Source organism: Streptomyces sp. NBC_01288, from assembly GCF_035982055.1.
GTDB lineage: Bacteria > Actinomycetota > Actinomycetes > Streptomycetales > Streptomycetaceae > Streptomyces.
In genome coordinates, this window is sequence record NZ_CP108427.1 from 1,966,407 (window position 1) to 1,986,963 (window position 20,557).

Consider the following 20,557-nt stretch of genomic DNA (forward strand, 5'->3'; position numbering starts at 1 on the left):
CCCCCTCCTGGTCGATCCCCCGAGGTCTCCCAGTGCAGTGGGAACGGACGGCGTGCGCCGCTAGTGCCCGCCTTCCCCGTCCTCTTCGAGCAGACCCGCGTCGTACGCCAACAGGGCGATCTGTACTCGGTTGTTGAGGTCCAGCTTGGCCAGGATGCGGGAGACGTGGGTCTTGACGGTGGCGACGCTCATGAAGAGGCCGGTGGCGATCTCGGCGTTGGCGAGTCCCTGGCCGACGGCCACGGCGACCTCGCGTTCGCGGTCCCCCAGGGCGGCGACGCGTTCACGCGCGCGTGCCCGACGGGTGTCGGTGGCGGTGCCCGCCGCGTGCTCCATCAACTGGCGGGTGACCGCGGGCGACAGCACGGGATCGCCGGCCGCGACCCGGCGTACGGCGTCGAGGATCTCGGCGGGCGGGGTGTCCTTGAGGACGAAGCCGGCGGCGCCCGCGCGGAGGGCCCGTAGCACCTGTTCGTCGGCGTGGAAGGTGGTGAGGACGACGATCTGCGGCCCTGCGTCGCCGCGGGCGCGCAACCGCTCCGTCGCCGTCAGCCCGTCGACCGACGGCATGCGGATGTCCATCAGCACGACGTCCGGGTGGACACGGTCGACGAGTTCCTCGACCTCGCTGCCGTCGGCGGCCTCGCCGACGATCTCGATGTCGGCGGCGCCGCCCATCATGAAGGACAACCCGGCCCGCACCAGCGGGTCGTCGTCGACAAGGAGCAGTCTGATCGCAGTCATGGGGCTACGTAACCATGGCGACGCGGCGGGTGGTGGCGCGGTCCGCGGTGCCGGGCGGGGCGCCCAGGGAGACGTACGCGCAGCGGCCACCGAGGCGGCACGAGCGGGATGATCCTCGGGGAGCGGCTCCGGGGCGGCGGGACGGCAGGGCGACCGGTACTCCACGGCAGCGCCCTGGACACCCTGATCCGGCTGCTGTCCTACGCCAACACGTCGGCGGAGTCGGCCAGTTGGCCGGAGTTCGCGTGGGCGGCACCGGAGCGGACCGGGCCGCGCGGCGCGCACTCCCTCACCTCACTCCCTGAGCGGCCTCCATCCTCCTTGCCCAGGACGGGAGTTGCCCGTGGCGCCGAACGAGCCTCACCCCCACGGCAGCCAAGCCCGCACCTGGAACCCCCCGCCCGCCTCCGGCCCGTGTTCCAGTCGTCCCCCTGCCAACGTCGCCCGCTCGGTCAGCCCGATCAACCCCTGGCCGGAACCGGGGACATGGGGCACCTCCCCCTCCGGAGGCGGGTTGCGTACGACGATCACCAGGCCGTCGCCCGGGGTGCCGGTGACCGTCACCGTGACCTCCGTGCCGGGAGCGTGCTTGCGGGCGTTGGTGAGGGCCTCCTGGGCGATGCGGTAGGCGGTGCGGCCGACCGAGGCGGGGACCGCGGCGGGGTCGGTGACCCGGTTGGCGAGGGTGACCTTCATGCCGGCCTCGCGGGACTCAGTGACCAGCGCGTCCAGGGCGCCGAGCGTGGGCTGCGGGCGGCCCGTCTCGTCGGGCTCGCCCGCGCGCAGGACGCCGATGATCTCCCGTAGGTCCTGGAGTGCCTCGTGGGCGCTCTCCCGGATGACACCGGCCGCCCGCGCGACCTCCTCGCGGGGCGCGTCCGGCCGGAACTCCAGCGCGCCCGCGTGCACGCTCAGCAGGGTGAGCCGGTGGGCGAGCACGTCGTGCATCTCGCGCGCGATGGCCTCGCGGGCGAGCCGCTGGGCCTGCTCGGCGCGCAGTTCCGCCTCCGTCTCCGCGCGCCGGGCGCGGTCGCGCAGGCTCAGCATGAGCTGCCGCTTGGAGCGCACGAACATGCCCCAGCCGATGACGGTGAGGGTGAGCAGTTCGGTGAACACGACCGCGCCGGCGTACGGCAGATCGGGGTCGGGGCGCAGCCAGAAGAACAGCGGGGCCAGGGCGAGTTGGACGCCGCCGACCCAGGCGACGTAGCGGAAGGGGCGGTGCACGGCGAGGGTGAACACGGCGACCATGGCGGCGCCGCCCGCCGTGTTCGACACGAAGCCGACGGGGATCATCGCGACCGCGAGACCGACCGGCCAGCGGCGGCGCAGCCACACCGCGCCGCAGGCGAGGACCCCGAAGAACTGGTCCACGACGGCGAGGGAGTGCGGGGTCGCGGTGTCGCTGTCGAGGGTCTGCGCGGCGGCGAGTCCGATGCCCACGGCCAGCAGGAAGCAGCAGGTGTCGACGACCCAGTCGCGTGCGGTACGGCGGGGCCGTCCGCGCCGTTCGACGTCGGGGTCGAGTTCGTCGGCCACGGCCGACGGCAGCAGCCATCGGCGCCCCGCGAACGCCTGCGGTACCTTCGCGGTCCTGTCACCTGTCACGGTCGACAAATCTATGCGGCACCGGGTCCGGTCACCCACCCCGTGCGGGGGAACGGCGACCAAAGTCGCGCGATCACAGACTTTCGGCGGACAGGCCTCGCCCCGCGAACCACGCGACGGGCGGTTCAAGGCCAAGGTTCCCTGCCCGTGCGCAGACCGTGTGGAGACGGCGCGCGCCAGGTTAACTCCCTGAAAACTCATCGGACTTGGCGGGAAAATCTCCGCTGTTGTCATTGACATGCCACTATCTACGCGCGTCATCATGAGGGCATGAGATTCCCCCCACGGATCACCGGCATCGGCGCATCAGCCGCCGTCCTGTCCGCTCTCCTCGTCGGCGGCACCGTCGCCACCGCGACCCCGGCCGCCGCCGCGGTCGGCAGCATCTGTTACAGCGCCCTGCCTTCCCAGGCGTACGACACGCTCGACCTGATCGCGACGAACGGCCCCTTCCCCTACTCGCAGGACGGCGTCGTCTTCCGCAACCAGGAAGGCGTCCTCCCCAGCCAGGCGTCCGGCTACTACCACGAGTACACGGTCAAGACTCCTGGCTCGTCCACGCGAGGAGCGCGCCGCATCGTCACCGGAACGAAGACCCAGGAGGACTACTACACCTCGGACCACTACGTCACCTTCAACCTGATCAACTTCGGCTGCTGAGCCGATCGGTCAGGTTCGGCGCCCGAAGGAACGACGTGCCCGGCTGTAGGTCCGGCCCGTAGCCACCCGGGCGTCCGGCCCCCACCGGCTGCACCATCGCTCACCCCTCGCCCCGCGGCTCCCCCCACGTTCATGGGTCGCGGGGCGAGGCACGTCCTGCCGCCGGGGGGGCTCTCAGGTCTGCCGCTCGGGTGCGTACGCCTCGGCGTCCAGGCCGAAGGTCCAGGCCACCCCCGCTCGGGCCGTGCGCGTCGACGGGGGGACCCGTAGCCAGTACGTGCGGTGGGTGCCGTCGGGTTCCGGGGTCGAGTTGAGGACCTCCACCATGACCACGGGCTCGTCGTCGGCCAGGTCGATCCGCCACAGCGTGCCCGTCTCGTCCCGGTGCAGGGGGCGGGCGCCCGAATCGGTGAGGTACCGGTCGTAGCCGTAGTACTCCAGCATCACGCGGCGCAGCTCGGCGTTCTCCTCGGCGCGGATGCGTTCCGGGGTCAGCGTGGGCAGTTCGGCCAGGAAGGCGGCCGGAACCGGCATGCCGCGCCAGGCGTGCAGGGCGAAGCCGTCCGGGTAGGCGAGCGCCGGGCCGTCCCCGTGGTCCAGTCGTCCCGCCTCGTCGCGGTGGAGGGCCGAGGGGCGCTCCGACAGGACGGCGACCCGCGCGAACGGCCACCACCAGCCGGCGCCGCGGCACACCGCGGCCAGCGCGTCGATCGGACCGTCGTCGGCGGGGAACGCCGCGAGCCACGGCGCGTCGTGCTGTCCGAGCACGGCGTCCAGGAGGATCAGCCGGATCTCCGCGGCCTCCTTTCCGGTGTCCCTTCCGGCCAGTTCCTCGATCACGCCGGTACGGATGCGGTCCACCAGTGCCTGCGTCGACGGCCACAGCCGTCCGCCGGTCGCCGCCCAGTGCGCCGACCACCCCGCGGGCCCCAACTCGGCGTGCAGCCGCCGTCTCGCCGCCGCCCACGGAGCACTGCGCACCGCCTCCCGGACGCTCGGGCCCCGGTCCGCCCGCTCCCGGAGGAGAGCGACCGCCGCGCGGGGCGAGCCCACCCACACCACGCGCTCCGGTTCCGCGAGTCCCGCCAGCCGGTAGGCCCGCCGGACGCCCTCCTCTGCGCGCGCCCGGTCCGCGGGCCCCGTCGCCGAGGCCCACGCCCGCCACTCCGCGAGGTCACCGGAGGGCCCGGTCACCACGCTCCCCGCCACCGAGTCCGGTGTGCCGCCCGACTTCAGGCCCGTCATCCTGTCCACCCCGGTGTCCGTCCCGCTCACGTGCGCTTCCTCCCCTGTCCCGCCCGGTTCTGTCCTGATGCCGATGCGTCCCGGTGGCTCAGTCGGCCACGATCCGTACGGACCCGGGCACGTACTCCCGCTGTCTGACGACCCGGAACCACCCCTTGGGCAGCGCGATCGCCGCGTGCTCCTCGTGCACCACCCGCCCGCCCTGGGGCAGATGGAGCAGCAACGGACCGTAGGGGCCCGGCTCGCGCACCAACTCCCCCGGCCCGACGACCGCGTGGGCATGCCCCGTCACCTCTCCCAGCGCCAGCACGAGCCGCCCGCGTCCGTCGCGCCGCTCCCTCGGGGCGTGTGCCGCGTGAGCGGGCACCGCGTCCCGCGCGACCGGCACGATCAGCACGTCTCCCTGTCGGTACATGGCTGTCCCCTCACCGCCGGGTGCGCCGCGCACCGGCTTCATGACCACGACGTTAGGCGTCACCACTGACAACGGCCCCTGGCCCGCCCCGCCGACGGGCACTGTCAGTGGCGGTTGGTAGAAATGCGGCACCACAGACCACGCACACTTCCTTCTCAGGAGCGGCCGCATGACCATCGGTGAGCACCTCGACGCACTGCACGGGCTGCCCTCGTTCACCTTTCCCGGGCCGGGTGCCCCGGCCGACCGGCTGCCCGAGCCGGACTCGGTCGCCTGGCGCCTGGACAGCGACGTGTACGACTCCGACGAGGCGTGGACCGACATGTTCACCCGCTTCCGTGCCGCCGTCGACACGAACCGGGTCCGGGCGCTGATCATCGGCGCCTGGGCAGATGCCTACGACAGCGCGCCCACCGAGATGTTCGAGGCGCTGGTGGAGGCCCGGGACGTCTTCCCGGCACTGCGCGCGCTGTTCGTCGGCGACCTGGTGATGGAGGAGTGCGAGATCTCCTGGATCAACCAGACCGATGTCGCACCGCTGCTCAACGCCTACCCGGCGCTGGAGGAGTTCGGAGTGCGCGGCGGCACCGGGCTGGAGTTCACCGCGCTGCGGCACGGTGCGCTGCGCCGGCTGGTGGCGGAGACGGGCGGGCTGCCCGTCGGGGTGGTGCGCGGCATCGGCGCCAGTGACCTGCCCGCCCTGGAGCACCTCGACCTGTGGCTGGGCACGCCGGACTACGGCGGTGACAGCGAGGCCGCCGACCTGGAGCCGATCCTGTCCGGTGCGCGGCTGCCGCGCCTGCGTCATCTGGCCCTGCGCAACAGCGAGATGCAGGACGCGGTGGCCGCCGCGGTCGCCGCCGCCCCGGTGGTGGAGCGCCTGGAGGTGCTGGACCTGTCGATGGGCGTACTGACCGACGAGGGCGCCGTGGCGCTGCTGAGCGGGCAGCCGCTGACGCATCTCAAGAAGCTGGATCTGCACCACAACTACCTCAGCGAGGCCGTCGCGGAGCGGGTACGGCAGACGCTGGTGCCGGTGGGCGTGGACGTCGACCTGGACCGTGACGACGCCGAGGAGGACACGGAGGACGACGGCACGGTCTGGCGCTACGTCGCCGTCGGGGAGTGACCGCGTCCACCGCGGCCCGGCCGATCGCCGCCGCGTCGTCCGCCCGTACCGGGCCCCGGTTCGCGGTGGTCGGCAACCCCGAGAACCGCAGGGTGTCCCTCTTCGCGGACGCCGTGCGCGCGGCCTGGCTGCCCGCACCCCGCGTCGTCACCTGGACGGACGTCCTGCGCGCGCGGGGAGCGGACTTCGCCGCCGACGAGTTCGTCCGGGTCGACTCCCCCGGCGAGAACCCCGAGGTCGACCGGCTGCTGCGGGACGTCACGGACCCGACCCGGGTGGAGGGTTCGGCCCGCTGGTACACGCGGTTCACCGCCGCGCTGCGCACGTTGCGCGGCGGCATCCCCCTCGCCGACCCGGACGACCTGGCGGCGCTGTTCGACAAACGGGCGTGCCACGCCGTGCTGGACGCGGCCGGTGTGCCCGTCCCGGACTCCCCCACGTCGGGTCCGCACGGCGCGCGCGTGCACGGCTGGGACGACGTACGGGCGTTGATGCGCGAGCACCGGATGCCCCGGCTGTTCGTCAAGCCCGCGCACGGTTCGTCGGCGTCGGGTGTCCTCGCGGTCGAGACGGCGGGCGGCGGCCGGATCAGGGCGACCACGTCCGTGGAGACCGGTCCGGACGGCGCGCTCCACAACTCCCTCCGGGTGCGGCGGTATCACGACGAGCGGGACGTCGCCCGCATCGTGGACGCGCTGGCCCCGGACGGGCTGCATCTCGAACGCTGGGTGCCGAAGGCCTCCCAGGCGGGCCGGGCCGCGGATCTCCGCGTGGTCGTCGTGGCGGGCCGGGCCACCCACGCGGTGGTGCGCGCCAGTCGCTGGCCGCTGACCAACCTGCATCTGGGCGGCAGCCGCGGCGACCTCGACGGCGTCCGGCGGGCCGTCACCGCCGCGGGTGCCCGGTGGTCGGACGTCCTGGACGTGTGCGAGCGCGCCGCGTCCTGCTTCCCGCGCACGCTGTGCGTGGGGGTCGATCTGCTGCCGGCCGTGGACTGGCGCCGCAGCTTCGTCGGCGAGGTCAACGCCTTCGGCGACCTGCTGCCCCGGCTCACCGGACTGCCCGGCAGTGGCGCCGAGGGTCTGGACACCTACGGCGCGCAGGTGGCGGCCGTCCTGCGCGCACCGGCCGGAAGCGGCCCGCGTCACCCGTACAGAACAGGAACAGCCCATGCCTGAGCCCGACATGAACGCGATCGTCGGCGACCACGACATCCTGCTGGTCACCCTCGACACGCTACGGCACGACGTGGCCGTCGAGTTGGCGGCGGAGGGGCGCATCCCGCACCTGGCCCGCCATCTGCCCGGCGGACGCTGGGAGGAGAGGCACGCTCCGGGCAGTTTCACCTACGCCTCGCACCAGGCGATCTTCGCCGGATTCCTGCCCACTCCGGCCCAACCCGGCCCGCATCCACGGCTGTTCGCGGCGAGCTTCGCCGGCAGCGAGACCACCGCCGAGGGCACCTTCGTCTACGACACCCCCGACCTGGTGTCCGGACTGGCGGCGGCCGGCTACCGCACCGTCTGCGTCGGGGGCGTGGGCTTCTTCAACCGGCGCGGTCCGCTGGGCTCCGTACTGCCCGGCCTGTTCCAAGAAGCGCACTGGGAGGAGGAGTTCGGCGTCACCTCGCCGCACTCCTTCGAGAACCAGATCGACCGCGTGGAACAGGTGGTGGGCCAACTGCCCGCCGAACAGCGCCTGTTCCTCTTCGTGAACGTGTCGGCACTGCACCAGCCCAACTGGTTCCACCTGCCGGGCGCGACCCGCGAGGCGGGAGACACCCGGGAGACGCACGCCGCCGCGCTGGAGTACGTCGACCGGCACATCGGGCGGCTGTTCGCCGCGGTGAGCTCCCGGCGCCGCTGCTTCGTCATCGTCTGCTCCGACCACGGCACCGCCTACGGCGACGACGGCTACACCGGCCACCGTCTGGGCCACGAGTCCGTGTGGACCGTGCCGTACGCCCACTTCCTCCTCGAACCCGCCGAGGCCGCCCGATGACCACCGCCCAACAGACCAGCCCCTACCAGCACTACGTGTACGCGTATCCGCACAAGACGGCGTACCGTCGCCTCCAAGACCGGCCCGCGCTGCGGGAGTTGTGGGCTGCGCAGGACCGAAGCGCCCTCTCGCTGTATGTGCACATACCGTTCTGCGAGGTCCGCTGCGGCTTCTGCAACCTCTTCACCCGCATCGGTGCCCCGGACGGCCTGACCGGCGCCTATCTGGACGCCCTGGAACGGCAGGCGGACGCCGTCCGGGCGGCGCTCGGCGACGGGGAGCCGGTGCGTTTCGCCACCGCGGCGTTCGGCGGCGGCACCCCGACCTTCCTCACCGCGTCCGAGCTGGAGCGCCTGTGCGACATCGCCGAGCGGCGCATGGGCGCCGACCTGCGCGCGGTCCCGCTCTCCGTGGAGGCCTCGCCCGCCACGGCCACCGCGGACCGGCTCGCCGTCCTCGCGGACCGCGGCGCGACCCGCCTCAGCCTGGGCGTCCAGAGCTTCGTCGACTCCGAGGCCAGGGCCGCCGTACGCCCGCAGCGCCGTGCAGACGTGGAGGCCGCGCTCGGCCGGATCCGGGACGCCGCCGTCCCGGTGCTCAACATCGACCTCATCTACGGCATCGACGGCCAGACCGAGCGGACCTGGCGCGCCTCGCTGGACGCGGCCCTGGCCTGGCGGCCCGAGGAGCTGTACCTGTACCCGCTCTACGTCCGCCCGTTGACCGGCCTCGGCCGGCACCAAGGGGACACCGGAACCGACCCGGAGTGGGACACGCAGCGGCTGCGCCTGTACCGGGCGGGGCGCGACCACCTCCTCGCGCGGGGCTATGTCCAGCAGTCGATGCGGATGTTCCGCCGGGCCGACGCCCCGCCCCAGGGCACCGACGACTACGCCTGCCAGACGGACGGCATGATCGGGCTCGGCTGCGGGGCCCGCTCGTACACGTCGACGCTGCACTACTCCTTCGACTACGCGGTCGGCATGCACGAGATCCGCGGCATCATCGACGACTACGTCACGACGACCGACTTCACGCACGCGGAGGTCGGCTACGACATGGACGGCCACGAGGCGCGCCGCCGTCATCTCCTTCAGTCCCTCCTCCAGGCCGAGGGGCTGTCCGTCGCCGACTACCGCGCCCGCTTCGGGAGTTCGCCCGACGACGACTTCGGGACGGAGCTCGACCGGCTGGCCGGGCACGGCTGGCTGACCGACAGGGCAGGCGAGTTGCTTGTACTTACCCCGGAGGGCCTGGCCCATTCCGACGCCGTGGGGCCGGAGTTGTTCTCCCCCGAGGTGCGGTCCGCGATGGCCTCCTACGAACGGAAGTGACGGACCGTCATGGATCTCACCGTCCTATACCGGGGGCCGCTCGCGTCCTGCGACTACGACTGTCCCTACTGCCCGTTCGCCAAGCGCCGCGACTCGACCGCCCAACTCCGCGCGGACCGGGAGGCGTTGGAGCGCTTCGCGCGGTGGGCGACGGACAGCGAGGACGACCTGTCGCTCCTGTTCACACCGTGGGGCGAGGGCCTGGTCCGCTCCTGGTACCGGCGGACCCTGACCGAGCTGTCCCGGCTGCCGCATGTCCGCAGGGTCGCGATCCAGACCAACCTGAGCTGCCGCACCGGCTGGCTCGCCGAGGCCGACCTCGACACGCTCGCCCTGTGGTGCACCTACCATCCGGGCCAGACCCCCTACGACCGTTTCCTCGGCAAGTGCCGTGAACTGGCCGACCGCGGGGTGCGCTTCAGCGTCGGCGTGGTGGGTCTGCCCGGCCACCTGGCTGTGGCCCGCCGCCTCCGCGAGGACCTGCCCCCGCACGTCTACCTCTGGATCAACGCCGCCGAGGGACACACCTACGACGACGCGGAGGCCGACGACTGGACCGCGCTCGACCCCCTGTTCCCGTACAGCCGTCACCCGCACCGCAGCGCCGGACTCCCGTGCCGTACCGGCGAGTCCGTGATCTCGGTCGACGGCGCGGGCACGGTCCGCCGCTGCCACTTCGTCCGCGACGAACTGGGGAACCTGTACGACGGTTCCTACCGGGCGGCGCTGCGACCGCGCGCGTGTCCGCTGGCCGTCTGCGACTGCCACATCGGCTATGTCCACCTGGAGTCCCTGCCCTTGTACGACGTCTTCGCGGGCGGTGTCCTGGAGCGCGTGCCGTCCGCCCTCCCCGGGCCGGGCACCACGCGCACCCTGCCGCTCACAGCGCGGCCGGTGAGCGTCGTAATGTCGAGATCGTGTCCTCAGTGATGCCATCCCTTCTCAGGCGTGTCTCAGGAGTGTCATCGGGTGAGGGATCGCCACAGGGGCCCCGTGATGGAGGGAGAACGACCGCGGGTCAGCCGCGGATCGGCCATCACGGGGAGAACGAGACACATGAAGTTCAAGCGATTCGGGACCATCGCCGCGACAGCGCTCACCGGCACCCTGCTCCTGACCGCCTGCAACGGCGCGGACGGTGCGGCCGACGCCACCGTGTCGCATCCGGCGGCCGGGGCGACTCAGGCGGCGGGTGCCATAGGCCGCTACTCCGAGAACGCCCCAGGGGCGCGGTACTTCACGTCCATCCTGACCGGTGACAACGAGGTGCCCGTCAAGGGCAAGCCGGCGGTGGGTGACAAGGACGGCAGCGCGGTGGCCCTCATGCGGGTCCAGGGCGACGAGGTGTCCTTCGCGTTCGCGTGGACCGGTATCGGCACCCCGACCATGGCCCATCTCCACCAGGGTGCGCGGGGCACCAACGGTGACGTGAAGATCCCGTTCTTCATGGAGAAGCTCAAGGACGGCACGCCGTTCGTGTTCGGCACCGTGAAGGTCAAGGACGCGGACCTGCTGCGGAGCATCAAGGCACATCCCGACCAGTTCTACTTCAACCTGCACACCGGCGAGTTCCCCGGCGGCGCGGTCCGCGGACAGACCGTCGCGCTGCCGGGCGCCGTCTCGCTGCCCGCCGCCATCCGGCACTCGTCCCTGGCCGGAGTCGTCAAGGGGGCCCAGATCTACGCCTGCACCAAGCAGGACGACGGCTCCTACGCCTTCACCCAGGACAACGTCGACGCCACCCTCCAGGGCGGCATCCAGCACAGCTTCGCCGAGCACGGCCCCGCCGGTCCCCCGCAGTGGATCGCACCCGACGGTTCCTCGGTGACCGGCACCGTCCTCAACAAGTTCGACAACGGCAAGGGCAACATCCCCCAACTCCTGCTCCGCGCGCGGCAGACCGGCAAGAGTGAAGGACTCCTGTCCAGGACCACATCGGTGCTGCGGCTCAACACCGCCGGCGGCGTCGCCCCGACCGGCACCTGCGACCCGGCCGAGCAGCCCACCGCCCGTGTCCCCTACACGGCGGACTACCTGTTCCTCACCACCAAGTAGCGCCGACGGAGCCGTACACAGCCAGGCGATGCGAGTCCCGCGCGGACTCGCATCGCCGTGTGTTCCGCCTTCGTGCCGTCAGGTGCCGCTCACCACTCGACGTCCCCGGTCCCGGGCTCGTCCCCCTCCTCCGAACTCACCAGCGAGGCGATCGCCGCGAAGAAGGCGGCGATGCCCGGCAGGTTGGCTCCCTTGGCCCGTGAGGCCGCGAAGTCCTCCGAACTCCGCCAGGTCACGATGTCCAGCCACTCGTCGTCCGGGAGGCGGACCAGGCGGGCTCCGAGGAAACCGGCACGATCGGCCCGGAAGTCGGCGAGCATCGCGGGCCTGCTGTCCAGCAGCTCGGCGACTCGCCCCGGTTCGACACGGAAGCGGGTGAGTTCAACGGTCGACATGAAACCTCCAACGTGATCCGCCCACACCGTAGGACATCGTCATCAACCGCGCGAGATCATCCCGGCGTCGGATTCCGCGGTCGCTCAGGAGAGGTCGATCTTCACGGATGCCCCGGGCTTGAGGGAGATCTTCTTGCGGAACTTCCCGGCGCGGAGTTCGGTCTCCGTCCCCCCGACGCTCCGGACCGTCACCGTGGTCGCCTTGCCGTCCCGCCAGGAGAAGTCGACCGTGAATCCGCCGCGGGCGCCGATCCCGGTGACGGAACCCTTCGCCGACCAGGCCTTCGGCAGCGCCGGGAGCAGTTCGAGGACTCCCGGTTTCGAGTAGAGGATCATCTCCAGCGCGGCGGTGGGGCCGCCGAGGTTGGCGTCGATCTGGAAGATCGTGTAACTGCCCTGGCTGTACATGTCGAACCAGTTCGCGGAGGTCCCGTTGCCGTTGTTCATCGAAGGGCGCAGCACGGTGAGATAGAGCTGGTAGGCCTTTTCGGCGTCCTTCAGCCGCGACCAGCACAGCGATCGCCAGGCGCAGGCCCAGCCGAAACTGTCCATTCCCCTGGCGGTGAGGAGTGCGCGTACGCCGTCCACCAGTTCGCGCGGGCTGGTGTCGACGGAGATCCGGTCGCCGGGAAAGAATCCGATGAGCGGTGACAGATGACGGTGAGTCGTCTCACCGAGGTTGTCCGGGCTCATCCACTCCTCCAGCCAGCCGCTCTTCGGGCTGACCCGCGGGAGGTAGAGCCTGGCCCGCATCGATTCCAGCTCGGCGGCGAGGTCCGCGTCGCGGTCCAGGACGCGGGCCGCGGCGGCGAACTCCCGGAAGAGTTCCCACGCGAGCTCCTGGCCGTAGGTGTTTCCCTTGCCGTCCGGTCCGTGCTCCGGCGACCAGGAGGTGTCGTCCACCAGGACGTCGCGGGACGAACCGTCCGCATCGGTCACCTTGGTGGTGATCAGCCGCGCCTTCCAGAACTCGGCCGCTCCCTTCACCACCGGATAGATCGTCTCCAGGTACGCGCGGTCCTGGGTGTACTCGTAGTGGCGCCACAGCGTGGCACAGAGCCAGGCATTGCCCGAGGGGTGCCAGGCCCAGCCGCTGCCGCCGTAGATGTTGGTGGAGAACGCGATGGCCCAGCCGGCCACTTCACCCGTGCTGTTGCGGAAACGGTTGTCAGGGCTGTTGAAGAGCCGCTTGGTCACATCGGTCCACACCGGCAACTGGGACCGGCAGTAGCGGGCGAGCGCCTCCGCGTTGTCGCCCAGTCCGGCGGGGTCGGCCAGCCAGTAGTTCATCTGCACGTTGATGTCCGTGTGGTAATCGGCGTACCAGTCAGGGGTGTTGTTGTGGATCCACAGCCCCTGGAGGTTCATGGGCAGCCAGTCCCTGGACCCGGTGATGGTCAGGTAGCGGCCGTACTGCACATAGGCGGCCTCCAGCTCCGGGTCCGGGGTGGACGCGTCGGTGTATCGGACGGCGATGCGCGACCACGAGTCCAACGACCGCTGCACCGCCGAGGATCTGCCGAGATCGATCGAGAAGCGGTCGTAGAGGCGCTGGTAGTCGACCACATGGGTGGCGAGCAGAGCGGTGCCGGAGATCTTCGCCGCGGCAGCGGTCTTCGTACGGGCCACCGTGAGGGGGACCATGGACGAGTCCCGGAATTCCTTGGTGGCATCGGGTGAGTAGTCGGTACCCGCACAGACGGCGATCAGCACCTCGCGGCAGCCCGAGAAGGACAGCTTTCCGTCCTCCGCCTTGATGGTTCCGGAACTGCTCACGGCGGTCACCGAAGCCGCGTATCGCAGGCCGTTCTTCAGCGTCGCGGCGAACGACAGCCGCTTCCCGTCCGCCGACGTGGTCTCACCGTGCGTGCCCTCCAGGGAGATCACACCGGTATGGCTCCCGCCTCCCGTGAGCCGGACCACGATCACGTCGTCCGGGTGGCTGGCGTAGATCTCCCGGCGGAAACGGGCTCCGCGGTGCCGATAGGTCGCCGACACCACACCGTTGCTCAGGTCGAGGCCGCGACGGTAGTCGCTGATGTCCTCCGTGGTGTGGCCCGGCAGCGTGACCCGGAGTTTGGCCAGCAGCCCGAAACTGCCGAAGTCATCGGCTCCGTAGGGAAGTTGTCCGTCGCTGGTGGGGGTGTCGTTGCGTCCGCCCGTCCAGAACGAACCGTCCGTGATGTACAGGAAGTCGTCCGCGGGGTCGCAGCCGACCAGCGCGCCCATCCTGCCGTTGCCCACGGGCAGCGCCTCCTGGATGACGCGCGACTCGTCGGCCGGCTTCCGGTACCAGAGGGTGGTGGCCTCGCTCTCCGGGACGATGTTCGCGTGCGCGGGACGCTCGGGGTCGGCGTGCGCTACGAACGGGGGCAGGCCACCGAAGGCGGCGAGGCCGCCACCGGCGACACCGGTCAGGCGAAGGAAGTCACGGCGGGAGGAAGGAGGCACGGCGGAACTCCTCGGGCGAGAGGGTCGGGATTAATTCGTAAATTAATGAGACGCCGAGGAACAAGCAATGGGCGTGCAGCCAAAAGATCCGACCTCTAGGCCGAACCACACCCGAATCGTGGCCACTTAAGGGGTGATTCAAGAATATTCCGGGCTATTTATCCGATGACTGGCCGATGCCGGCCGTTGAGTCTTCCGGGAGTCACCGTGCGGCCCCGCGCCCCCATCCCGTCCCCACGAGGACGAGCACACCACCCGCCAGCCCGAACGCGCCGAGCCGTTCGCCGCCGAGCGCTATACCGGCCGCGGCGGCCCACAGCGGCTCGGTGCCGAGCAGCAGACTGACACGGGAGGGCGAGGTCCGGCGTACGGCCCACATCTGGACGAAGAAGGCGAACAGGGTGCAGAACGCGGACAGGAACAGCAGCCCGGCCCACTCGCGCGGCCCGAAGTCGGCGGCCGTCTCCCACGGTGTGGTGTCGGCGCCGGTCGACAGGATCGCGAACACCGCGACGGCGGTGGCGAGTTGGACGGTGGTCAGGGGCAGCGCGTCCGCGCCCTGGACCGACCTGGTGCGGGACATGGCGAGGACGTGCAGGGTGCGGGCCAGCGCCGCGAGCAGCATGAGGAGGTCGCCGAGGGAGGGGCGGGAGAAGCCCGCGCCCTGGGTCAGCAGCAGCACGCCGAGCACGGAGAGAGCCGCCGCGCCGAGGAAGGCGCGGGAGGGCCGGGTGCGGGTCACGGCAGCCTCGGCGAGCGGGGTGAAGATCATGGTGAGGCTGATGATGAGGCCCGCGTTGGTCGCCGAGGTGTGGACGACGCCGTAGGTCTCCAGGAGGAAGATCCCGGCGAGGATCAGCCCGAGCAGGGCCGCGCCGCGCCACTGGGCGGCCGTCAGGGCGCGCAGCGAGCGGTGGCCTACGACCGCGAGGACGGGGAGGACCAGGGCGAAGCGCAGGACCAGGACGGTGAGGACCGTACGGGCCGTGGTGATGTCCTTGGCTGCGAGATAACTGGCGCCCCAGACCACCGCGACCAGCAGGACGGGCAGGTCGGTGAGCCAGGCCCGGCGGGGCAGGGCGGTGCGCGGTACGGCGATCGAGGACATGAGGGCGGCTCTCCCGGTCTCCGACGAAGGGGTGGAGACATCGGTGGCTGCCACACGGAACGATCACCGTACCGGCGCGCCCCCCGGCTGACTAGGCGTTTTCCGCATCGGCGTCCGCGTACGAGCCGTAGGTCGGGCGGCCCGCCAGGTCGTACGACTGGATGGAGACGCCGGTGCTGGTCACGCGCCCGCCCGTGTGCCGGAAGGCCATGGGCTCGGTGCCCTCGGGGAACAGGCGCAGACCGCTGCCGAGCACGACCGGGAAGGTCACCAGGTGGAGCGTGTCGACGAGGCCGAGCGCGAGGAGGGAGCGGACGAGGGCGCCGCTGCCGTGCAGTTGGACTTCGCCCTCGGTGCGCTCCTTGAGGTCGGTGACCTCCTTGGCGAGGTCGCCGCCGAGGACGGTGGTGCCGGCCCAGGAGGGGTCGGTGAGGGTCGACGAGGCGACGTACTTCGGCAGCGCGTTCAGCTTGGCGGCGATCGGGTCGGCGGGGTCGGTCTTGTCCGGCCAGTACCCGGCGAAGATGTCGTACGTACGACGGCCGAGCAGATAGGCGCCGGAGCGGTCGAAGACCTCGACCACGAACCGGCCGAAGTCGTCGTCGCCGTAGACGAAACTCCAGCCGCCGTGCTCGAAGCCGCCGCGGGTGTCCTCTTCCGGGCCGCCGGGGGCCTGGTAGACGCCGTCGAGGGTGACGAAGAGAGTGGAGACGAGCTTGCCCATGTCGGGTGCCTGCTTCCTGGTGCGGGAGCGGATGGTGTCATCAGCTCAGACCCCGCGGGCCCCCGCAACTCATCGGTCCTCGCTACGGCATCTCCCGGTCTTCGCTACGACATCTCAGCCGGCGTGGGTCGAGAACATGCCGCCGGTCGGGCCCTGCTTGTCGCCGCCCTGGGCCTTCTTCAGGGCGTTGGCGAGGCTCTCGATGGTGAGGGACTGGAGGATGACCCTGCCGTTGCCCTCCAGGGTGGCCAGGGACAGGCCCTCGCCGCCGAACACGGCGTTCATCAGGCCCTGGCGGTTGAGGCCGCCGATGCGCTGGACGCCGTACTGGACGCCCTCCTCGAAGGCGACGAGGCAGCCGGTGTCGACCTCGATGCGGCCGCCGAAGTCGGCCGGGTTCAGGTCGATGAAGTTGCCCGCGCCGGCGATGATCACCGTGCCGTGCCCGGTGAACTTCTCCAGGACGAAGCCCTCGCCGCCGCTCATGCCGGTGCGGCCGCCCTGGAAGGCGATGCCGAACTGGACGCTGGACTCGGCGGCCACGAAGGCGTCCTTCTCCGCGAACCACGCGCGCGTGCCGTCCAGTTCCAGGGCGCGCATCTCCCCGGGGAGCACGCCCGCGAAGCCGACGGTGCCCTCGCCGCCCTGGGAGGTGAAGTACTGGAACGCCAGCGACTCACCGGCGAGCGCGCGCTGGCCGACCTGCATGGCCGTCCCCACGGCCTGCCGGAGCATGCCGCCCATACCGCCACCGCCCGAGCCGCCGCCCTGTTGCTGGCCGCCGCTCGACGATCCGCCGAGGCGGGTCTCCATGGTCACGTTCGTCGTCTTGAAGAGGAACTTCCCGGCCTCGCAGTACACGGTCTGGCCGGGGTTCAGGTTGACGACCGCCATCTGCATGGCGTTGCCGACGATCTCTTGCTGAAGGGTCACGAGAGGAGAACGCCGGAGGTGGTGGAATCAGTTCCGGCCGCGCGAGGTCGGCGTCCGTTCGCCGCCAGCACGCGGGTGCGCCGACCACTGGAATGGGCTCATGACAACGACTTACGGAACCCTGAACGGCAAGGTCGCCCTGGTCACCGGCGGCGGTCGCGGCATCGGCGCGGCGACGGCACTACGGCTGGCGCGGGACGGCGCGGACGTGGCGGTCACCTACGTGGACGGCAAGGAGGCCGCCGAGGACGTCGTAGAGCGGATAGAGGCGTTGGGACGGCGGGCGGTCGCGCTGCGCGCGGACTCCGCGGATGCCGTCGAGGCGGCCGGCGCGGTGGAACGTACGGCGGAGGCGCTGGGCGGGCTCGACGTGCTGGTGAACAACGTGGGGATGGGATTGCTCGGCCCGCTGGACGGGCTGTCCCTCGCCGACGTGGACCGGGTCCTGGCGGTGAACGTCCGCGGGGTGTTCCTGACCTCGCAGGCGGCTGCCGCGCGGATGGCGTCCGGGGGTCGGATCATCACGATCGGTACGTGCATGACGCAGCGGGTGCCGGGTCCTGGTGGAACCCTCTACGCGACGAGCAAGTCGGCGCTGATCGGGCTGACGAAGGCGCTCGCCCGTGAGCTGGGCGGACGCGGGATCACGGCGAACATCGTGCACCCGGGGCCCACGGACACCGACATGAACCCGGCGGACGGCCCGTACGCGGCCGACCAGGCGGCCATGACGGCGTTGGGACGGTTCGGGACGGCGGACGAGGTGGCGTCGATGGTCGCGTATCTGGCGGGGGCGGACTACGTCACGGGGGCGGAGTTCGCGGTGGACGGCGGGCATGCGGCGTAGGCCTCCGGCGGTTGGCCGGGTACGTGCGGGTGCGTTGTGGCTCGCGTCCCTGGGGGCTGCGCCCCCAGCCCCCCCCTTCGGCCTGAAGGGCCTCGTCCTCAAGCGCCGGACGGGCTGAAAATCAGCCCCTCCGGCGTCGACGGGGTGGCTCAGCCGCCCAGTTCCTGATGCCGGGCCGCCAGCGTCGCCGCGCCCTGCTCCGTCAGCGTCCCGAACAACCGCAGCCGCGAGATCCCACCGTCGGGATAGATGTCCACGCGCGCGTGCGTCCCGATCGCCGGAGTGGGGAGCACGAAGCGGTGGTTCGTGTCGGGCTGGAGGCGGGTGCGCGGAAGGATCTCGGTCCAGTCGCCGGTCTCGCCGTCCCGTACCGATACCGACGCCCAGCCCGCGCTGTTGCCCTTCAGGTACGCCGTGTCGATCTCCACGGCGCGGATCTGGGACTGCGCTGCCAGGCGGTAGCGGATCCAGTCGTTGCCCTGGTCGCGGCGGCGGCGGGTTTCCCAGCCGTCGTCCATCTTGCGGGAGCGGCCGGGCTGGATGGTGTTGCTCGCGGGTGAGTAGAAGAGGTTGGAGGCGTCCTCGGCGCCGCCGCCGTTCTCCAGGGCGACCACGTCGAACGTGCCCAGCGCCGCGAGCCAGTTGGGGTCGGGGACGACCTCGCCGTAGACCCGCAGGCGCGCGATGCCGCCGTCGGGGTGCTGGTTGACGCGGAGGTGGGTGAAGCGTTGTTCGGTGGATATCGAGAAGCCGTTCGCCGCGTGGCCGCCGACCGGCGTGCGCGGGACAAGGGGCGTCCACTTCACGTCGTCCGAGAGGAGGTCTTCGGGGGACGGGGAGCCCAGTACCGACGTGCCCTCCACCGACACCGCCTGCGGGTAGTTGCCGCGGAAGTGGGCCGTGTCGACCACGATGCCCCTGATGACGCCGGGGGCTCCGAGGCGGACCAGCGCCCAGTCGTGATCCTCCGCCGTCGGCCAGGGGTGCTCGGCCGAGGCGCCTCGACGGCGTCGGGTCTCCCAGCCGTCCATGATCTTGCCCTTGTGCCCGAAGTGCTCGGGGTCGAACTCGGCGGGCCCGGGCACGAGGAGGTTCTCGCGCTGGGCGAAGAACTCGTCGTTGGCGGCGATGACACCGGCGCCCAACTGCCGGTCGGCGAGGTTGGCGTACTGGGTGAAGGGGAAGTCGGCCGTGCGGTAGTCCGCGTACGGGTCACCGCCTGCGTAGGGGTTCGCGTCGCCGGTGAAATTCGGAATCGCCGTCACTGCTGGGTCTGCCTTTCGGGAGTGGGCCGCTGCGGGTGCGGGGGGGTGAATCAGGGGGTACGGATCAGGAGTTGGCCCTTCGGGTCGGTGAACTCGCCGTCCAGCACGATGCGTTCGCCGCGCAGCCGGGTCGGCTCGACGACCCTGCCGAGGGTGTTGCCGGAGTCGCCTTCACTACTGGGTCCGCCTCTCAGAACTGGGCCGCTGCGGGTGAGTGCGGGGAGCCGAATCAAGGCCGCCGGAACAGGAGTTGGCCCTTCGGTTCGGTGAACTCGCCGTCCAGCACGATGCGTTCGCCGCGCAGCCAGGTCGACTTCACGACGCCGCTGAGGGTCTTGCCGGCGTACGCCGTGACGCGGTTGCGGTGCTGGAGGGCCGCCGGGTCGACGGTGAACGTCTCGTCGGGGGCGAGGACCGCGAAGTCGGCGTCGCGGCCCGCCTCGATGGCGCCCTTCTGGTCAAGTCCCGCCAGCTCGGCCGTACTTGAGGACATCCAGCGGACCACGTCGGCCAGGTCGTGGCCCCGCTTGCGCGCCTCCGTCCACACCGCCGCGAGGCTCAACTGGAGGCCGGAGATGCCACCCCAGGCCGTGGCGAAGTCGTCGGTCTTCAGGTCGGCCGTCGATGGTGAGTGGTCCGTGACGACGCAGTCGATCGTGCCGTCGGCCAGCGCCTGCCAAAGGAGGTCCTGGTTGGCGGACTCGCGGATCGGCGGGCAGCACTTGAACTCGCTTGCGCCGTCCGGGACTTCCTCCGCCGTGAGGGTGAGGTAGTGGGGGCACGTCTCCACCGTGATGCGGACGCCCTCTGCCTTGGCGGCGGCGATGAGCGGGAGCGCGTCGGACGAGGACAGGTGCAGCACGTGCACGCGTGCGTTGAGGCGCTTCGCCTGCGCGATCAGCCCCGCGATGGCCGTGTCCTCGGCGTCGCGCGGGCGGCTGGCGAGGAAGTCGGCGTACTTGGGACCGCCCTGCTGCGGGGCCGCTTCGAGGTGGTGCGGGTCCTCCGCGTGGACGATGAGCAGGCCGTCGAAACCGGCGATCTCGGCCAGGGACAGGGCGAGTTGGTCCTGGTCCAGGTGCGGGAACTCGTCCACGCCGGACGGGGACAGGAATGCCTTGAAGCCGAAGACGCCGGCGTCGTGCAGCGGGCGCAGGTCCTTGACGTTGTCGGGCAGGGCGCCACCCCAGAAACCGACGTCCATGTGGGCCTTCTCCGCGGCGACTCGCTGCTTCGTACGGAGGTTGTCGACCGTCGTCGTCGGCGGGAGGGAGTTGAGCGGCATGTCGATGAGCGTGGTGATGCCGCCGGCCGCCGCCGCGCGCGTGGCGGTCCAGAAGCCCTCCCAGTGGGTGCGGCCGGGGTCGTTCACATGCACATGGGTGTCGACCAGACCGGGCAGCAGGACGTCGTCGCCGAAGTCCTCGAACCGTGCCCCGGACGGGACTTGGGCGTCGTACGGGAGGACGGCCGTGATCTTTCCCCCGGCGACCGCGACCGCCGCTGCGCGTGTCCCCTCGGGAGTGATGACACGTGTGGAGCGCACCACCAGTTCAGCGTCGGACACCCGGACCCCTCTCTCTGCCGTCGTCGTCACTTCCGCTGCTCCCGCTACGCCCGTTACTTCCGGGAAACGGGATTTA

General features: G+C 71.2%; 20 protein-coding genes. 8 read left to right on the forward strand and 12 right to left on the reverse strand.

The window, feature by feature from the left end; all coding sequences use genetic code 11:
• Positions 1-60: 60 nt before the first annotated feature.
• Together OG194_RS08620 and OG194_RS08625 are read right to left on the reverse strand one after the other, a co-directional pair.
• The gene (locus OG194_RS08620) at positions 61-744 is read right to left on the reverse strand and encodes a response regulator transcription factor (protein ID WP_327400263.1); all 684 of its coding nucleotides are present in this window, start codon (positions 742-744) and stop codon (positions 61-63) included.
• 360 nt (positions 745-1,104) lie between these two features.
• The gene (locus OG194_RS08625; protein WP_327400264.1) at positions 1,105-2,361 is read right to left on the reverse strand and encodes a sensor histidine kinase; all 1,257 of its coding nucleotides are present in this window, start codon (positions 2,359-2,361) and stop codon (positions 1,105-1,107) included.
• Positions 2,362-2,622: 261 nt separating this feature from the next.
• Between OG194_RS08625 and OG194_RS08630 the strand changes: the two genes are divergently transcribed.
• Positions 2,623-3,012, forward strand: coding sequence for a ribonuclease (locus OG194_RS08630; RefSeq protein WP_327400265.1), 390 nt, complete (start codon positions 2,623-2,625; stop codon positions 3,010-3,012).
• A 174-nt stretch (positions 3,013-3,186) separates the two neighbouring features.
• Here OG194_RS08630 and OG194_RS08635 read toward each other — a convergent pair whose 3' ends face one another.
• Complete coding sequence (locus OG194_RS08635; RefSeq protein ID WP_327407011.1) at positions 3,187-4,257, reverse strand: DUF6745 domain-containing protein; 1,071 nt, start codon at positions 4,255-4,257, stop codon at positions 3,187-3,189.
• Between the two features lie 88 nt (positions 4,258-4,345).
• Entirely contained in the window at positions 4,346-4,672 is a 327-nt protein-coding gene (locus OG194_RS08640; protein WP_327407012.1) for a hypothetical protein, read from the reverse strand.
• Positions 4,673-4,841: 169 nt separating this feature from the next.
• Here OG194_RS08640 and OG194_RS08645 point away from each other — a divergent pair, with 169 nt between their 5' ends.
• The 6 genes from OG194_RS08645 to OG194_RS08670 all read left to right on the forward strand — a co-directional run bounded on the left by OG194_RS08645 (position 4,842) and on the right by OG194_RS08670 (position 11,191).
• Positions 4,842-5,801 (forward strand): STM4015 family protein, encoded by a 960-nt coding sequence (locus OG194_RS08645; RefSeq protein WP_327400266.1) that lies wholly within the window; start codon positions 4,842-4,844, stop codon positions 5,799-5,801.
• Positions 5,798-6,979: an STM4014 family protein gene (locus OG194_RS08650; RefSeq protein WP_327400267.1), complete on the forward strand. Its 1,182-nt coding sequence runs from the start codon at positions 5,798-5,800 to the stop codon at positions 6,977-6,979. Before OG194_RS08645 ends, OG194_RS08650 begins: the two co-directional genes overlap by 4 nt.
• 7 nt (positions 6,980-6,986) lie before the next feature.
• Positions 6,987-7,802, forward strand: coding sequence for an STM4013/SEN3800 family hydrolase (locus OG194_RS08655; RefSeq protein ID WP_327407013.1), 816 nt, complete (start codon positions 6,987-6,989; stop codon positions 7,800-7,802).
• Entirely contained in the window at positions 7,799-9,136 is a 1,338-nt protein-coding gene (locus OG194_RS08660; protein WP_327400268.1) for an STM4012 family radical SAM protein, read from the forward strand. Before OG194_RS08655 ends, OG194_RS08660 begins: the two co-directional genes overlap by 4 nt.
• A gap of 9 nt (positions 9,137-9,145) precedes the next feature.
• On the forward strand, positions 9,146-10,066 hold the full coding sequence (locus OG194_RS08665) for an STM4011 family radical SAM protein (protein WP_327400269.1): 921 nt from the start codon (positions 9,146-9,148) through the stop codon (positions 10,064-10,066).
• Between the two features lie 126 nt (positions 10,067-10,192).
• A complete protein-coding gene (locus OG194_RS08670; RefSeq protein WP_327400270.1) occupies positions 10,193-11,191 on the forward strand; it encodes a CHRD domain-containing protein in 999 nt (332 codons plus the stop codon).
• Positions 11,192-11,280: 89 nt separating this feature from the next.
• Here the strand turns inward: OG194_RS08670 and OG194_RS08675 are convergent, their stop codons facing one another.
• The 5 genes from OG194_RS08675 to OG194_RS08695 form a co-directional block, all read right to left on the reverse strand.
• Positions 11,281-11,586, reverse strand: a complete 306-nt coding sequence (locus OG194_RS08675; RefSeq protein WP_327400271.1) for an antibiotic biosynthesis monooxygenase family protein — start codon at positions 11,584-11,586, stop codon at positions 11,281-11,283.
• A gap of 84 nt (positions 11,587-11,670) precedes the next feature.
• Positions 11,671-14,037 (reverse strand): glycosyl hydrolase family 95 catalytic domain-containing protein, encoded by a 2,367-nt coding sequence (locus OG194_RS08680; RefSeq protein ID WP_327400272.1) that lies wholly within the window; start codon positions 14,035-14,037, stop codon positions 11,671-11,673.
• A gap of 202 nt (positions 14,038-14,239) precedes the next feature.
• A complete protein-coding gene (locus tag OG194_RS08685) occupies positions 14,240-15,145 on the reverse strand; it encodes a DMT family transporter (protein WP_327407015.1) in 906 nt (301 codons plus the stop codon).
• A 91-nt stretch (positions 15,146-15,236) separates the two neighbouring features.
• On the reverse strand, positions 15,237-15,869 hold the full coding sequence (locus OG194_RS08690) for a dihydrofolate reductase family protein (protein ID WP_327400273.1): 633 nt from the start codon (positions 15,867-15,869) through the stop codon (positions 15,237-15,239).
• A gap of 114 nt (positions 15,870-15,983) precedes the next feature.
• Positions 15,984-16,802: an AIM24 family protein gene (locus OG194_RS08695; RefSeq protein WP_327400274.1), complete on the reverse strand. Its 819-nt coding sequence runs from the start codon at positions 16,800-16,802 to the stop codon at positions 15,984-15,986.
• Positions 16,803-16,902: 100 nt separating this feature from the next.
• Between OG194_RS08695 and OG194_RS08700 the strand changes: the two genes are divergently transcribed.
• Positions 16,903-17,649, forward strand: coding sequence for an SDR family oxidoreductase (locus OG194_RS08700; RefSeq protein ID WP_327400275.1), 747 nt, complete (start codon positions 16,903-16,905; stop codon positions 17,647-17,649).
• A 149-nt stretch (positions 17,650-17,798) separates the two neighbouring features.
• Here OG194_RS08700 and alc read toward each other — a convergent pair whose 3' ends face one another.
• Genes alc through allB form a run of 3 tightly spaced genes read right to left on the reverse strand, consistent with a single transcriptional unit; the run spans position 17,799 to position 20,481 of the window.
• On the reverse strand, positions 17,799-18,914 hold the full coding sequence (alc, locus tag OG194_RS08705) for an allantoicase (RefSeq protein ID WP_327400276.1): 1,116 nt from the start codon (positions 18,912-18,914) through the stop codon (positions 17,799-17,801).
• A 50-nt stretch (positions 18,915-18,964) separates the two neighbouring features.
• Entirely contained in the window at positions 18,965-19,147 is a 183-nt protein-coding gene (locus tag OG194_RS08710) for a hypothetical protein (protein ID WP_327400277.1), read from the reverse strand.
• Positions 19,144-20,481 carry an allantoinase AllB gene (allB, locus tag OG194_RS08715; RefSeq protein WP_327400278.1) on the reverse strand — a complete coding sequence of 446 codons (1,338 nt, stop codon included), beginning with the start codon at positions 20,479-20,481 and terminating at the stop codon, positions 19,144-19,146. Before allB ends, OG194_RS08710 begins: the two co-directional genes overlap by 4 nt.
• Positions 20,482-20,557: the final 76 nt, after the last annotated feature.

Bases quoted from the DNA above. Each gene is read 5' to 3' on its own strand.
- OG194_RS08630 (WP_327400265.1), top strand. From the start codon at position 2,623: ATGAGATTCCCCCCACGGATCACCGGCATCGGCGCATCAGCCGCCGTC.
- OG194_RS08685 (WP_327407015.1), bottom strand. From the start codon at position 15,145: ATGTCCTCGATCGCCGTACCGCGCACCGCCCTGCCCCGCCGGGCCTGG.
- OG194_RS08645 (WP_327400266.1), top strand. From the start codon at position 4,842: ATGACCATCGGTGAGCACCTCGACGCACTGCACGGGCTGCCCTCGTTC.
- OG194_RS08700 (WP_327400275.1), top strand. From the start codon at position 16,903: ATGACAACGACTTACGGAACCCTGAACGGCAAGGTCGCCCTGGTCACC.
- OG194_RS08675 (WP_327400271.1), bottom strand. From the start codon at position 11,586: ATGTCGACCGTTGAACTCACCCGCTTCCGTGTCGAACCGGGGCGAGTC.
- OG194_RS08665 (WP_327400269.1), top strand. From the start codon at position 9,146: ATGGATCTCACCGTCCTATACCGGGGGCCGCTCGCGTCCTGCGACTAC.
- OG194_RS08640 (WP_327407012.1), bottom strand. From the start codon at position 4,672: ATGTACCGACAGGGAGACGTGCTGATCGTGCCGGTCGCGCGGGACGCG.
- OG194_RS08655 (WP_327407013.1), top strand. From the start codon at position 6,987: ATGAACGCGATCGTCGGCGACCACGACATCCTGCTGGTCACCCTCGAC.
- OG194_RS08690 (WP_327400273.1), bottom strand. From the start codon at position 15,869: ATGGGCAAGCTCGTCTCCACTCTCTTCGTCACCCTCGACGGCGTCTAC.
- OG194_RS08635 (WP_327407011.1), bottom strand. From the start codon at position 4,257: ATGACGGGCCTGAAGTCGGGCGGCACACCGGACTCGGTGGCGGGGAGC.
- OG194_RS08670 (WP_327400270.1), top strand. From the start codon at position 10,193: ATGAAGTTCAAGCGATTCGGGACCATCGCCGCGACAGCGCTCACCGGC.
- OG194_RS08620 (WP_327400263.1), bottom strand. From the start codon at position 744: ATGACTGCGATCAGACTGCTCCTTGTCGACGACGACCCGCTGGTGCGG.
- OG194_RS08660 (WP_327400268.1), top strand. From the start codon at position 7,799: ATGACCACCGCCCAACAGACCAGCCCCTACCAGCACTACGTGTACGCG.